Consider the following 14,642-nt stretch of genomic DNA (forward strand, 5'->3'; position numbering starts at 1 on the left):
TGGACGTGGAAGCGGAGAGAGGCGGCGGTACGGCGGTGACCGGCAAGCTGCGGGTGTTCCTGGGAGCGGCGCCGGGGGTCGGGAAGACGTACGCCATGCTCCGGGAGGGGCGGCGGCTTCGCGGCGATGGGCTGGACGTGGTGGTCGGCCTGGTGGAGACGTACGGGCGGCACGGGACGGAGAAGCAGCTGAGGGACCTGCCGCTGCTGCCCCGGCGGCCGGTGTCGTACCGGGGGATGGAGTTGACCGAGCTCGACCTGGACGCCTTGCTGGCGCGCCGCCCGGCCCTCGCCCTGGTGGACGAGCTCGCGCACACCAACGTGCCCGGCGGGCGGAACACCAAGCGCTGGCAGGACGTTCGGGAGCTGCTGGACGCCGGCATCGACGTGGCGACGACGCTCAACATCCAGCACCTGGAGAGCCTGAACGACGTCGTCGAGCAGATCACCGGCGTCGCCCAGCGGGAGACCATCCCCGACGAGGTGGTCCGCGCCGCCGACCGGATCGAGCTGGTGGACCTGAGTCCGGACGCGCTGCGGGCGCGGATGGTGCAGGGGGAGGTCTACCCGCCGGACCGGATCGACGTGGCGCTCGACCACTACTTCCGGGCCGGCAACCTCGGCGCCCTGCGGGAGCTGGCGCTGCTGTGGCTCGCGGACCGGGTGGAGGAGGAGCTGGCCGACTACCGGGCCCGGCACGGCATCCGCGCACCCTGGGAGACCAAAGAACGGATCATGGTCGCCCTCAACGGTGCCCCGCAGGGCGAGCACCTGATCCGCCGGGGCGCCCGCACGGCGACCCGGGTGCACGGGGACCTCATCGGCGTGCACGTCCGCCTGGACGACGGCACGGTCGAGCGCGAGCCGCCGGACCTGGCGCCGCAGCGGGAGCTGCTCCGGGAGCTGCGCGGCACCTACGTGGAGGTCAGCGGCGGTGATGTGGCCCGGACGCTGGTGGACTTCGCCCGGTCGGAGAGCGCCACGCAGCTCCTGCTCGGGCCCACCAGCCGGGGCAGGCTGCGCGAGCTGGTCTCCGGCTCGGTGATCAACCGGGTCATCCGGCTGGCCGGCCCGATCGACGTGCGCGTGCTGCCGCCGCCGGAGCCGGGACTGCTGACGGTGCCGCCCGCACCCCGCAGGCGCCGCCCGGCGCTGGTCCCGGTCCGGCGGCGCCGGCTGGCGTGGCTGCTCGGGCCGGCTGGGGCGGTTGTGCTGACCTGGGCGCTGTCGCCGCTGCGCGACTCGCTCGGCCTGTCCGGCGTGCTGCTGTGCCTGCTGCTGGTGGTGGCGGGGACGGCCCGGCTGGGCGGACTGCTGCCTGCAGCGGGCAGCACGGCAGCGGGCGCGCTCGCGGCGGACTACTTCTTCACCACGCCTTGGTACAGCCTGACGGTGGAGCAGGGCGCTGACGTCGCGGCGCTGCTGGTCTTCCTCGCGGTGGCGGGGGTGATCTCCCATCTGATCGACGGTCTGACGCGTCGCTCGCAGCAGGCGGACCGGGCGCGCGCGGAGGCGGCTGTTCTCACCAGGCTGGCGGGGGAAACGGTGGAATCGGGGGCACGGGCGTCGTCCGATCTGGTGGCGGAGCTGCGGCAGGTCTTCGGGCTGGACGCGGCCGCCGTACTCGTTCGTACGGGCGCGCTCTGGCAACCGGCGGCTTCGGCCGGGGCGGAGGTGCCGCTGCTGCCCGACGAGGCGTCCTTCTCCGTCGATCTGGGGGACGAGGCGGTCCTCGTCCTGCGGGGCACGCCGCTCAGCGAGGAGGACACCCGGTTGCTCGGTCCGTACGTCACCCAGCTGAAGCTGGCCCGGGAACGGGAACGGCTGGTCGTGCAGGCGTCGGCGGCCGGCGTGCTCGCGCACGCCGACGCGCTGCACACGGCGTTGCTGGAGGCCGTCGGACGCGACCTGCGCGCGCCGCTGGCGGCGGTGCGTCGGGAGGCCGAGCAGATGCCGGGCCCGGGCGGGCGGCGAGTCGGCGCCGAGGTGGAACGGATGGAACGGTTGATCGCCGACCTGCTGGACCTGAGCCGGCTGCGCGCCGGGGTGATGCCGGTGGTGCTGCGGCCGACGGCGGTAGCCGAGGTGGTGCGGGCCGGTGTCGAGGGGTTGCCCGGCGCGCGGGTCGACCTGGATCCGGAGCTGCCGCGGGCCCTCGCCGATCCGGGGCTCCTGGTGCGGGCGTTCGCGGCCCTCCTGCACCCGGGGGCGGCGGGAGCCGGGCCGGTGGTGGTCGACGCCGGCCTGGTGGCCGGGCGGGTGGACGTCCGGGTCACCGTCCACGGCGGCGAGGTCGGCGGTCGGGACGGGGCGGGGCCGGCGGTGGCACGGGGCTTCGTGGAGGCGATGAACGGCGAGCTGGCCGTCGAGGATGCACCGGGCGGCGGTACCGCCTACGTGATCAGCCTCGTCCGCGCGGTGGCTTGATCCCATGGCGCGGATTGGTCGGCGACCCGGGACGTCAAGATCGCGTTGTGAATCCAGGCGCTGGCGTAAGGATCTCGTCAACGCGGGGCGAAGGGCCGTGGGCCCATGGGTTTGCTGGCCTCGAATGAATTCGCGGCGAAGCTGGGACAGGACGATGCGCATGTACTCCGCCCGCCCCGGCGGCCGTCGCTACCACCCCGTGCTCGACCGCCTGCCGGTCGCGGTGTCGGGCACCGTGGCCCTGGTCGCCGGGGGCGCACTTGCGCTCGGCCTCGGCCGGCTGGGCGAGCTCCACGCCGGCTGGTTCCCGTACATCGCGTACATTGCACTGGCCGCGCTGGCCGGAGCCTGCTCCCGGCCCCTGGCCGCGCCGCTGGTCGGCCTGGCCGCCTGGCTGTGCTGCAACGCCTTCGTCGAGCACCGCCATGCCGAGCTCGGCTGGTCCGGCGTGGGGACCGAGAGCGAGCACTTCGTCCTCTTCACTGCCGCTGCCTTGCTGCTCTCCCTGCCCGCTGCGTTGCCGCGTCGGGCGATCCGCGTCGAGCGCCTTTCGGCGGGCGACGGGGCCGGGCGTCATGTCGGTTGATGCCCGCCGCCTCGGTGTCGTTCCGGAGGCGGCGGGCCGGTTCTGCTATCCGAGGCCCGGGACGAACTGGATCAGCAGGTCGATGGCCTTGATGCCGAGGAAGGGCAGGATGAGCCCGCCGAGGCCGTAGACCCGCAGGTTGCGGCGGAGCAGGTCGGTGGCGGAGGCGGGTTGGTAGCGGACGCCGCGCAGGGCGAGCGGGATCAGCGCGATGATGATCAGGGCGTTGAAGATGATCGCGGAGGCGATGGCCGAGGTGGGGCTGTGCAGTTCCATGATGTTGAGGTGGTGCAGCCCGGGGTAGGCGTTCGCGAACATCGCGGGGATGATCGCGAAGAACTTGGCCACGTCGTTGGTGATCGAGAAGGTGGTCAACGCTCCGCGGGTGATGAGGAGTTGTTTGCCGACCCGGATGATGTCGATCAGCTTGGCCGGGTTGGAGTCGAGGTCGACCATGTTGCCGGCCTCCTTGGCGGCTGGGGTGCCGGAGTTCATGGCGACGCCGACGTCGGCCTGGGCGAGCGCGGGGGCGTCGTTGGTGCCGTCGCCGGTCATCGCGACCATGTTCCCGGCGGCCTGCTCGCGGCGCAGGTGGGCGAGCTTGTCCTCGGGGGTGGCCTCGGCGAGGAAGTCGTCCACCCCGGCTTCGGTGGCGATGGCCTTGGCGGTCAGCGGGTTGTCGCCGGTGACCATGACGGTGCGGATGCCCATGCGGCGCAGTTCGGCGAAGCGTTCGGCGATGCCCTCCTTCACCACGTCCTTGAGCTCGACGACGCCGAGCGCGCGGGCGCCGTGCCGGTCGTGGACGGCGACCAGCAGCGGGGTGCCGCCGGCCTCGGCGATGCGGTCGACCAGCGGCTTGGCCTCGATCGGGAGGCGTCCGCCGGAGTCGACGACCCAGCGGGCGACGGCGTTCGCCGCGCCCTTGCGGATCAGGCAGGCGGTGCCGTCCGGCCAGCGCAGGTCGACGCCGCTCATCCGGCTGTGCGCGGTGAACGGGACAGCCCGCTGCTCGCCGAGCTCACCGGGGGAGCGGGGTGGCACCCAGTACTGGCGATTGGTCAGTTCGATCAGTGAGCGCCCTTCCGGGGTCTCGTCCGCGACGGAGGCCAACTGGGCTGCCTCGGCGAGCTGTTCGGTGGTCGCCCCGGGCAGCGGGTGCAGGGCGACGGCCCGGCGGTTGCCGTGGGTGATGGTGCCGGTCTTGTCGAGCAGCAGGACGTCGACGTCCCCGGCGGCCTCCACCGCGCGGCCGGAGAGGGCGACCACGTTGCGCTGCACCAGGCGGTCCATCCCGGCGATACCGATCGCCGAGAGCAGGGCGCCGATCGTGGTCGGGATGAGCGCGACCATCAACGCGACCAGCACGATGGTGGTCTGGGGCGCGTTCGCGTAGATGGCCATCGGCTGGAGCGAGACCACGGACAGCAGGAAGACGATGGTGAGCGAGGCGAGCAGGATGTTGAGCGCGATCTCGTTCGGGGTCTTCTGCCGGTTCGCGCCCTCGACCAGGGAGATCATCCGGTCGACGAAGCTCTGCCCGGGCCGGGAGGTGACCCGGACGACGAGGTGGTCCGAAAGCACCTTCGTGCCGCCGGTGACGCCGGTGCGGTCGCCGCCGGACTCGCGGATGACGGGTGCGGACTCCCCGGTGATCGCCGATTCGTCGACGGTGGCGATGCCCTCGACCACCTCGCCGTCCTGCGGGATCACTTCACCGGCCGACACGAGGACGATGTCGTGCAGTAGCAACTGCTCGGCGGGGATGACCTCGTGGCGGTGGTCGCGGGTGCCGACCCGCCAGTGCAGCAGCCGCCGCGCGGTGGTGCCCGCCTGGGCGCGGCGCAGCGAGTCGGCCTGCGCCTTGCCGCGGCTCTCGGCGACGGCCTCGGCGAGGTTGGCGAAGAGCACGGTGAGCCACAGCCAGAAGCTGATGATCCAGGCGAAGACACTGGGGTGGATGACGGCGCTGATGGTGGTGAGCGCGGAGCCGGTCTCGACGACCAACATCACGGGGTTGCGCATCATCATACGGGGGTGCAGCTTGCGGACGGCGGCGGGCAGGGCCTCGGCGAGCTGCCGACGGGTGATGAGTCGACGACGGCCGCTCCTGGCGTTGGCCGGCCGGTGGCTTGGGTGCTGCGGCGGTTGCCCGGGAACACGCTCTGGGCGGGCGAACCAGTTCTGCTGGTCGGGGGTGGTGTCCGGTGGGGTGAGGGCCGAACGGCGCATCGTCTCGGGGGACCTTCCGGGCCGCCCGGGAGAGGGGCGGCGGTTCGGGGAACGACGGGGAACGCCGGACAGCGAAGCACCGGATCTTCACGCGGCATGCGCGCCTTGACGGCGACTTGGCGTGCGGCGCCGCTTCCTTGACAGCTCCCTGACGCCCTGTCGGACGCGTGTTCGTCAATGAGTGACGGCCGGGCCGGCCCAGTACACCACCTCCTGTCGCACCGGCCGGAAGCCCGCCGCTCCGGCGAGGGCCCGGCTGGCGTGGTTGCTCTGCGGCGCCGACCAGGTCGGAACGAGGCCCTGGGCGCGGGCAGCGGTCGTGGCGGCACGGACGCAGGCGAGTGCGAGGTCGAGTCGTTGGAACGCCGGGTCGGTCGCCACGGCGATGTCCAGGTGGTTCCGTCCGGCGAGGTAGCCACAGGCCAGCGAGGCCAGGTACGGCCCGAGGAACGCGCCCCAGGCGAAGCCGCTCGCGACGAGCGCGCGATGACCGCCCCAGGTCTCGGCGACCCAGTGCGGGAGGCCCGGGCGGTTTGCGGAGGAGGTGCGGCGGGCGAACCGGTCGAGGTGGGTTTCGTCGGCGGCGTGCAGCGGGCGTACCCAGGCCGCGGTGTGGCGGGAGACCGGTCGAGGCCGCTCCGAGTGGACGTGCAGCACGCGGATCCACGGGGTGATGTGGCTGAAGGTGCGCCCCAGCAGGGGAAGGAAGCGGTCCGGGGCGTGGAACTGCCCGCGCCCGTAACGGGCAAGGACGCCCGGGTCCAGATGTTCGGGATCTCCGTGCAGCAGCCGTTCCGGCCCGCAGTGCACCAGTAGTGCCCGGACGGTGTCGGGGTCGTCCGCCCACCAGCCGCCGTGGGCACTCCGTCCGACGTGGGCGGGCAGGACACTCGCGCCGGGCTGCTCGGGGGTGAACCAGTCGGTGATGGGCGGAACGGTGACGGACATCCGTCCAGTACGGCAGACCGCAGCCGACAGGTGTCGACTCGTTGACGAAAGCCTGGCAGCGACAGGGCTCTTGCTGACGAAACCTTGGCGATTCCCGGAAACCCGGCGGCAGTTGGGCATGGGTGTCAACGATGCGTCGACCGCGCGTCAGGGCTTCGTCAGGGAGGGTGAACGAGCTTGCCCCCGGCATCGGGGCAGGCTTTGATGGGGGACATGCACCGCTCGACACGCCACCACGACCGCCCGCCGCATAGCCGGCCGCGGATCGTCGTCGGCGTCGTCGCGGTCGTCGCCGCCGTCCGGTAGGACCGAGCCACTACCCCGCTCGCCGCCGGCCGCGGGCAAGGGCCGGGTGCCGTTCGTCCGGCCCGTGCCGATCACCGCCGTCCGTCCCCTGCCCCGACCGGCTCCGGGGGCCAGGGGACGGACGAGCCTTCCCTCGCAACACACCCTTCTCGCACCGGCGGCCCCGGTGGCGAGCGGCTTCGTGCCGCGTCGCCCCCGCACCCCGCCAGTGCCTTTCCACCCTTGGATGGGTCATGTCCGACGCTGTTCTGTCCGCCCGCACCGCCCTCGTCACCGGCGCCTCGTCGGGGATCGGCTGGGAGACCGCCCGGCTGCTCGCCGGGCACGGTGCGACCGTGCTCGTGCAAGCGCGCACCACCGGTGAGGCCGAGGCCGCCGTCGAGCGCCTGGTTGCCGCGGGCGCCCGCCGGGACCAACTCGTGGAGCTGGCAGCGGACTTCACCAGGCTGTCGGAGGTCGCCGTGCTGGCCGGCACGGTCGTCAAGCACTACCCGGCGCTCGACCTGCTGGTGAACAACGCCGCCGCGGTGGCACCCGAGCGCTGCACCCTCACCGATGACGGCAACGAGGTCTCGCTTCAGGTCAACTTCCTGGCCGCGCACCTGCTGGCGAAGCTGCTGCGCGCCCCGCTGTCGGCGGCCGGCGATGCCCGCATCGTCAACGTGTCGTCGTCCCTGCACCGCACCGCCTCGATGAACTGGTCGGATCCGCACCGGGTGAAGAAGTACTCGCGGGTCGCCGCGTACGCGCAGTCGCAGCTCGCGCTCACCATGGCGACCGCCGACATGGCCCCGGCCGGCTCCGGCATCACCGCCGTCAGCGTCAACCCGGGACTGTGCGACACCGCGCTGCTGCCGCTGTACGGGCGGGTCGGCGCGCCTGCCGCCGAGGGCGCGGCGGCCGTGGTGCGGCTCTGCCTGCCGGAGACGGTCGTCGCCAACGGCGCCTACTTCGACGGCGGCGTCATCGCACCGACCGCGGCCGTCGCCCAGGAGGAGCGCTCGCTCAAGCGGCTGGCCAAGCTCGCCGACCAGCTGGTCGGCCAGGCGGCCTGACCGGTCCCGAACCTCCCACGTTCCGAGAGAAAGAGCACGATGTCCAAGCGCGCCCGTAAGAAGAAGACCCGGCGGAAGAAGAAAGCGAACCACGGCCGCAAGCCCGGGCAGTAACCCGACAGACCCACCCGGTGCCGCGTGCCACCGGCACCGGGTGCCCCCCTCCGGCCCCTGAGGCCCGCTGTCCGGCTGTGCGGACCGGCGGCGCCTCGGGGGCCGAGCCGTTGCACGGGGCGTCAAGATCGCATCAAGGTCGATGCTGCCGACATCAAGGGTGTGTAGGAAGCGGAGGACGGTGCCCCGGGTGGCTCCACGATCGTCAGCATTACGATCGAGGAGCCAGGAATGCCAGAGACCACGATTCCGACCGTAGCGGCCGAGCCCGAGCCGCCGGACACTGGCGCGGGCGACGAGCGGCACCGGCTCAGCGCGCTCGGCGGACTGGCGGCGCTCTCGCTGGACGCGATGGCCTCGGTCGCGTACGGGCCGGAGTCGATCGTGCTGGTCCTGGCCGCGGCCGGCGCGTACGGGCTGGGCTTCACCCTGCCGGTGACCGTGGCGATCGCCGTCCTGCTGGCGGTGCTGGTCGCCTCCTACCGGCAGGTGATCGCGGCGTTCCCGGACGGCGGCGGCTCCTACGCGGTCGCCAAGGCGCACCTGGGCCGTCGGACGGCGCTGACCGCGGCCGCCTCGCTGGTGATCGACTACGTCCTGAACGTCGCGGTCTCGGTCACGGCCGGCGTGGCGGCGCTCACCTCGGCCGTGCCGGGCCTGTACGGCCAGCGGGTCTGGCTCTGCCTGGGCGTGCTCGCGCTGGTGACCCTGGTGAACCTGCGCGGGATCGCCGAGTCGGCGCGGTGGTTCATGGCGCCCACGGCCGTCTTCGTGCTCTCGATCCTGGCGATCATCGTGGTCGGCCTGTTCCGGGACGCCCCGGCCAGCACCGCGGCCGCCGCCGGGCACGCCTCGGCGCTCGCCGAGAACGCCACCACGGTGGGCGCGCTGCTGCTGCTCAAGGCCTTCGCGGCCGGGTGCTCCGCGCTGACCGGGGTGGAGGCGGTGGCGAACGCCGTCCCCTCCTTCCGCACCCCGAGGGTCAAGCGCGCCCAGCACACCGAGGTCGCGCTCGGCGCGCTGCTCGGCGTGATGCTGATCGGGCTGGCCGTGCTGATCGGGCGCTTCCACCTGCAGCCGGTCGAGGGCGTCACCGTGCTCGCCCAGCTCGCCGACGCCTCGCTCGGCCACGGCGCCGGCTTCTACGTCGTCCAGTGCGCCACCGTGGTCCTGCTCGGCCTGGCCGCCAACACCTCCTTCGGCGGCCTGCCGGTGCTGATGGACCTGCTCGCCCGGGACAACCACCTCCCGCACGTGTTCGCGCTGCGCGCCGACCGCCAGGTGTACCGGTACGGCGTGCTGTTCCTGGCCGCGGTGTCGGCGGTGCTGCTGGTCGGCTCCGGCGGGGACGTCAACAGCCTGGTGCCGTTGTTCTCGATCGGCGTGTTCGTCGGCTTCACGGTCTGCCAGGTCGGCATGGTCCGGCACTGGTTCCTGTGCCGGCCGGACGGCTGGCGGTGGAAGGCCGCGCTGAACGGCTTCGGCGCGCTGCTCACCGGTGTGGCCGCGCTGGTCGTCACCGGTACCAAGTTCACCGAGGGCGCCTGGGGCATCGTGGTGGCCCTGCCGCTGCTGGTGGTGCTGTTCGAGGCGGTCCACCGCAGTTACGCGCGGATCGGCGAGCGGCTGGAGCTGGGTCGGGTGCCCGGCCCGGTGACGGCGATCACCCGGCTCACCCGGGACGGCCTGTCGGCGGCGCTCTCGCTCGGCGACGAGGTCATGGCGGTGACCGTGGTGCACGAGCCGGCCGCAGCCGAGGCGCTGCGCCGGGACTGGGAGCTGTGGCGGCCGGGCGTCCCGCTGGTGGAGATCCCGGACGGCCACCGGCGGCTGGGACGGCCCATCGCCGACTTCGTCGACGAGCTCGGGTCGGAGCACGCCTACGACCGGCTGACCGTGCTGATCCCCGAGGTGGAGCCCGCCCGCTGGTGGCAGCGGGCGCTGCAGAACCGGCGCGGCGCCGTGATCGACCGTGCGCTGCGCCGGCACACAGACGCGGTGGTCTGCCGGCTGCGGATGCGGATGTAGGCAGGTGAGGGGAACGCGTCGGCAGGCCTCGTCGAAACGTTCAGGACAATCCGCGGTCTCGGATGAATGACGCCGGTATAAGGGCCGCGTCAATGTTTCTGGATCACCCGTATGGACGGCATCAGGGACGCGCTGCGCGCCCCCGGGGGCTGGTTGGCTGCTCCCGCCGGTCTTCCGCCGGTGCCGTGAGGGCCCCGAGGCCGTTTCACGGGTACGTCCCCTCAGCCACCCAGGTGGAGCGCATGTCCGATCTCATCTACGTCGGTGTCACGGTCGCCGTGTTCGCCGTCATCGCCCTGATCGCGCGGGGGGTGGAGAAGCTGTGAGCGCCGAGAACCTCGCAGGTCTCATCGTCGCCGTCGCCCTCGTCGGCTATCTCGTCCTCGCGCTGATCTACCCGGAGAAGTTCTGACATGAGCTCCACTCTCGCGGGCTGGCTGCAGGCCCTCGCCCTCGTCGGCGCGCTGGCCCTGTGCTACCGGCCCCTGGGCGACTACATCGCCCGCATCCTGACCACCTCCAAGCACCTCAGAGTCGAGCGCGGCATCTACAAGGTGATCGGCGTCGACGGTGACGCCGACCAGCGCTGGCCGGTGTACCTGCGCTCGGTGCTGGCCTTCTCGGCCGTCTCCGTCCTCTTCCTGTACGGGCTGATCCGCCTCCAGGGCTACCTCCTGCTGAACCTGGGCGTCCAGCAGATGGAGGGCCACCAGGCCTGGAACACCGCGATCTCGTTCGTCACCAACACCAACTGGCAGTCCTACGGCGGCGAGTCCGCGATGGGCCACCTGGTGCAGATGGCGGGCCTGGCGGTGCAGAACTTCGTCTCCGCGGCCGTCGGCATCGCCATCGTGGCGGCGCTGATCCGCGGGTTCACCCGCAACAGGACCGACCGGCTGGGCAACTTCTGGGTCGACCTGGTCCGGATCAACCTGCGCCTGCTGCTGCCGATCGCGTTCGTCTTTGCGCTGGTGCTGGTCGCGAACGGTGTGGTGCAGAACTTCCACGGCTTCCACGAGGTGACCGGCCTCGCGGGCGATGTGCAGAGGATCCCGGGCGGTCCGGTGGCCTCGCAGGAGGTCATCAAGGAGCTGGGCACCAACGGTGGCGGGTTCTTCAACGCCAACTCGGCGCACCCGTTCGAGAACCCGACCGGGTTCACGAACTGGCTGGAGATCTTCCTGCTGCTGGTGATCTCCTTCGCCCTGCCCCGGACGTTCGGCCGGATGGTGGGCGACAACCGCCAGGGCTACGCGATCGTCGCGGTGATGGGCCTGTTCTGGGTCGCGTCGGCCGCCCTGATCACCTTCGCCGAGTCGCAGCACTCCGGCACGGCTCTGCAGGCCGCCGGTGCGGCGATGGAGGGCAAGGAGCAGCGGTTCGGCGTCGCAGCGAGCTCGCTGTTCGCCGCCTCGACGACGCTGACCTCGACGGGTGCGGTGAACTCCTTCCACGACTCGTTCACGCCGTTCGGCGGCGGTCTGACGATCTTCAACATGATGCTGGGCGAGATCGCGCCCGGCGGCACCGGCTCGGGCCTCTACGGCATGCTGATCCTGGCGATCGTGGCGGTGTTCGTGGCCGGTCTGATGGTCGGGCGCACCCCCGAGTACCTGGGCAAGAAGCTCGGCGGCCGGGAGATGAAGTTCGCCTCGCTGTACATCCTCACCACCCCTGCACTGGTGCTGGTCGGTACGGGCGTGGCGATGGCCCTGCCGGGTGAGCGGGCCGGGATGCTCAACTCGGGCGCCCACGGCTTCTCCGAGGTGCTGTACGCCTTCACCTCCGCGAGCAACAACAACGGCTCGGCCTTCGGCGGCATCACCGTCAACACCGACTGGTACGACACCGCGCTCGGCCTGTGCATGGTGTTCGGCCGCTTCCTGCCGATGGTCTTCGTACTGGCTTTGGCCGGTTCGCTCGCGCAGCAGCAGCCGGTCCCGGCCACCCCGGGCACCCTGCCCACCCACAAGCCGCTGTTCGTGGGCCTGCTGTCGGGCGTCGTCCTGATCGTCGTCGGCCTCACCTACTTCCCGGCCCTGGCTCTCGGGCCGATCGCGGAAGGTCTCACCTCCTGATGTCCTCGTCAACGCTTACTCCCTCTCCCTCGTCTTCTCCCTCCCCGGGTAGCAAGACCGACGGTGCGGCGCCCCACAGAGTCTCCAGTGGGCTGCTGGACCCGAAGCTGATCGTCGCGTCCCTGCCGGACGCGGTGAGGAAGCTCGACCCCCGGGTGATGGTCAAGAACCCGGTCATGTTCGTGGTCGAGGTCGGCTCCGTCGTCACCACGGTCTCCGCGATCGCCAGTCCGTCGGTGTTCGCCTGGGCCATCACCGTGTGGCTGTGGCTGACCACGATCTTCGCCAATCTGGCCGAGGCCGTCGCCGAGGGCCGCGGCAAGGCCCAGGCCGACACCCTGCGCAGGACCAAGACCGAGAGCGTCGCCCGCCGGCTGACGAACTGGCCCGCCACCCAGGACGAGGAGGAGGTGCCCGGCACCGCCCTGCGGCTCGGCGACCACGTCGTGGTCGAGGCCGGACAGGTCATCCCCGGCGACGGTGACGTGGTCGAGGGCGTCGCGTCGGTCGACGAGTCGGCGATCACCGGTGAGTCCGCGCCGGTGATCCGGGAGTCCGGCGGTGACCGCTCCGCGGTGACCGGCGGCACCAAGGTGCTGTCCGACCGGATCGTGGTGAAGATCGCCTCGGAGCCCGGCAAGTCGTTCATCGACCGGATGATCGCCCTGGTCGAGGGCGCCGCCCGGCAGAAGACGCCGAACGAGATCGCGCTCAACATCCTGCTGGCCTCGCTGACCATCGTCTTCCTGGTCGCCGTGGTGACCCTGCAGCCGATGGCCACCTACGCGGGCGCCCCGCAGTCGATGATCGTCCTGGTCGCCCTGATCGTCGCGCTCATCCCGACCACCATCGGCGCGCTGCTGTCCGCGATCGGCATCGCCGGCATGGACCGGCTGGTGCAGCGCAACGTGCTGGCGATGTCCGGGCGCGCCGTCGAGGCCGCCGGCGACGTCAACACCCTGCTGCTCGACAAGACCGGGACCATCACCCTGGGCAACCGCCAGGCTGCCGAGTTCCAGCCGGCCGAGGGCGTGAGCGTCGAGGAACTCGCGAGTGCCGCGCAGCTCTCCTCCCTCGCGGACGAGACCCCCGAGGGCCGCTCGATCGTGGTCCTGGCCAAGACCGAGTACGGCCTGCGGGCCCGCGCCCAGGGCGAGTTGACGCACGCCACCTGGGTGCCGTTCACCGCCCAGACCCGGATGTCGGGTGTGGACCTGGACGAGAGCGACGGCGTTCACTCCGTGCGCAAGGGTGCGGCGGGTTCGGTCACCAACTGGGTCACCGAGAACGGCGGCACGGTCGGCAAGGACATCGCCGAGCTCGTCGACGGCATCTCCGCCGCGGGTGGCACTCCTCTGCTCGTCGCGTCCCGGATCGGCAGTGCGGCCCCGAAGGCCCTCGGCGTGATCTACCTCAAGGACGTGGTCAAGGAGGGCATGCGGGAGCGGTTCGACGAGCTGCGCCGGATGGGCATCAAGACCATCATGATCACGGGTGACAACCCGCTGACCGCCAAGGCGATCGCGGAGGAGGCGGGCGTGGACGACTTCCTCGCCGAGGCCACCCCCGAGGACAAGATGGCCCTGATCAAGAAGGAGCAGGAGGGCGGCAAGCTGGTCGCGATGACCGGCGACGGCACCAACGACGCCCCCGCCCTCGCCCAGGCCGACGTCGGCGTCGCGATGAACACCGGGACCATGGCGGCCAAGGAGGCCGGGAACATGGTCGACCTGGACTCCAACCCCACCAAGCTGATCGAGATCGTCGAGATCGGCAAGCAGCTGCTGATCACCCGCGGTGCGCTGACCACCTTCTCCATCGCCAACGACGTGGCCAAGTACTTCGCGATCATCCCCGCGATGTTCGCCGGGGTCTACCCGGGCCTGAGCCACCTCAACATCATGGGCCTGCACAGCCCGCAGTCCGCGATCACCTCGGCGATCATCTTCAACGCCCTGGTCATCATCGGCCTGATCCCGCTCGCCCTGCGCGGCGTGCGCTACCGCCCGTCCGACGCCAGCTCGCTGCTGCGCCGCAACATCGGGATCTACGGGTTCGGCGGTCTGGTGGTGCCGTTCGTCGGCATCAAGCTGATCGACCTGATCGTCCAGTTCATCCCCGGCCTCAGCTGAGAGAGGAGTCCACCGCCATGTCCAAGCCCCTGCCCGCCGCCGTGCGGACCCACTTCACCGCACTGCGCGTCCTCCTCGTACTGACCGTGATCCTGGGGATCGCCTACCCGCTGCTGGTCACCGGTATCTCCCAGGTGGCCTTCAGCGAGAAGGCGAACGGCTCGATCGTGAAGGCCGACGGCAAGGAGGTCGGGTCCAGCCTGCTGGGCCAGAACTTCAACCTGCCCAAGGCGAACCCGGACGACCCGAAGGAGGAGGCGCAGCCGGACCCGAAGTGGTTCCAGCCCCGCCCCTCCGCCGCCGGGACCGGCTACGACGCCTCCGCGTCGAGCGCCTCCAACCAGGGCCCCAACAGCGAGGACCTGCTGAAGGCGGTCAACGACCGCCGCGCCGCCGTCGCCGCCTTCGACGGGGTCGACCCGGCGAGCGTGCCGGCCGACGCGCTGACCGCCTCCGGCTCCGGCCTGGACCCGGACATCTCCAAGGCGTACGCCAAGGAGCAGGTCGCCCGGGTCGCCAAGGCCCGCAACCTGCCGGTGGAGAAGGTGAACCAGCTGGTCGACACGTACACCGAGAGCCGTTCCCTCGGCTTCCTCGGCAACGAGGCGGTCAACGTCGTCCTGCTCAACAAGGCGCTGGGTGAGCAGAAGTGATGACTCTCCATCAGCCTTCTGAGTGACCAGACCGACCCGGGCGCGGGGGCAACCCCCATGTCCGGGTCGGTCGCCCATGTCTGC

The 14,642-nt window shown here is 71.5% G+C and carries 11 protein-coding genes; 9 read left to right on the forward strand and 2 right to left on the reverse strand.

Annotated elements, in window-relative coordinates; translation table 11 throughout:
* Positions 1-5: 5 nt before the first annotated feature.
* Together ACZ6Y7_RS05955 and ACZ6Y7_RS05960 are read left to right on the forward strand one after the other, a co-directional pair.
* Positions 6-2,426, forward strand: a complete 2,421-nt coding sequence (locus ACZ6Y7_RS05955) for a sensor histidine kinase (RefSeq protein ID WP_465756601.1) — start codon at positions 6-8, stop codon at positions 2,424-2,426.
* A 154-nt stretch (positions 2,427-2,580) separates the two neighbouring features.
* Positions 2,581-3,012 carry a hypothetical protein gene (locus ACZ6Y7_RS05960; RefSeq protein ID WP_465756602.1) on the forward strand — a complete coding sequence of 144 codons (432 nt, stop codon included), beginning with the start codon at positions 2,581-2,583 and terminating at the stop codon, positions 3,010-3,012.
* A gap of 45 nt (positions 3,013-3,057) precedes the next feature.
* Here ACZ6Y7_RS05960 and kdpB (ACZ6Y7_RS05965) read toward each other — a convergent pair whose 3' ends face one another.
* Both kdpB (ACZ6Y7_RS05965) and ACZ6Y7_RS05970 read right to left on the reverse strand, forming a co-directional pair.
* Positions 3,058-5,244 (reverse strand): potassium-transporting ATPase subunit KdpB, encoded by a 2,187-nt coding sequence (gene kdpB / locus ACZ6Y7_RS05965; protein WP_465756603.1) that lies wholly within the window; start codon positions 5,242-5,244, stop codon positions 3,058-3,060.
* 174 nt (positions 5,245-5,418) lie between these two features.
* Positions 5,419-6,192, reverse strand: a complete 774-nt coding sequence (locus tag ACZ6Y7_RS05970; RefSeq protein ID WP_465756604.1) for a GNAT family N-acetyltransferase — start codon at positions 6,190-6,192, stop codon at positions 5,419-5,421.
* 539 nt (positions 6,193-6,731) lie between these two features.
* Here ACZ6Y7_RS05970 and ACZ6Y7_RS05975 point away from each other — a divergent pair.
* From ACZ6Y7_RS05975 to kdpC, 7 genes are all read left to right on the forward strand, one after another.
* Entirely contained in the window at positions 6,732-7,553 is an 822-nt protein-coding gene (locus ACZ6Y7_RS05975; RefSeq protein WP_465756605.1) for an SDR family NAD(P)-dependent oxidoreductase, read from the forward strand.
* Positions 7,554-7,592: 39 nt separating this feature from the next.
* Entirely contained in the window at positions 7,593-7,667 is a 75-nt protein-coding gene (locus ACZ6Y7_RS05980) for a 50S ribosomal protein bL37 (RefSeq protein WP_420492898.1), read from the forward strand.
* Between the two features lie 231 nt (positions 7,668-7,898).
* On the forward strand, positions 7,899-9,695 hold the full coding sequence (locus ACZ6Y7_RS05985; RefSeq protein WP_465756606.1) for an APC family permease: 1,797 nt from the start codon (positions 7,899-7,901) through the stop codon (positions 9,693-9,695).
* A gap of 322 nt (positions 9,696-10,017) precedes the next feature.
* The gene (gene kdpF, locus ACZ6Y7_RS05990; RefSeq protein ID WP_266311596.1) at positions 10,018-10,107 is read left to right on the forward strand and encodes a K(+)-transporting ATPase subunit F; all 90 of its coding nucleotides are present in this window, start codon (positions 10,018-10,020) and stop codon (positions 10,105-10,107) included.
* 1 nt (position 10,108) lies between these two features.
* Complete coding sequence (kdpA, locus tag ACZ6Y7_RS05995) at positions 10,109-11,773, forward strand: potassium-transporting ATPase subunit KdpA (protein ID WP_465756607.1); 1,665 nt, start codon at positions 10,109-10,111, stop codon at positions 11,771-11,773.
* Complete coding sequence (gene kdpB, locus ACZ6Y7_RS06000; RefSeq protein ID WP_465756608.1) at positions 11,773-13,905, forward strand: potassium-transporting ATPase subunit KdpB; 2,133 nt, start codon at positions 11,773-11,775, stop codon at positions 13,903-13,905. Before kdpA ends, kdpB (ACZ6Y7_RS06000) begins: the two co-directional genes overlap by 1 nt.
* Positions 13,906-13,922: 17 nt before the next feature.
* The gene (gene kdpC, locus ACZ6Y7_RS06005; protein WP_465756609.1) at positions 13,923-14,558 is read left to right on the forward strand and encodes a potassium-transporting ATPase subunit KdpC; all 636 of its coding nucleotides are present in this window, start codon (positions 13,923-13,925) and stop codon (positions 14,556-14,558) included.
* Positions 14,559-14,642: the final 84 nt, after the last annotated feature.

The organism is Kitasatospora sp. NPDC053308, assembly GCF_055585785.1.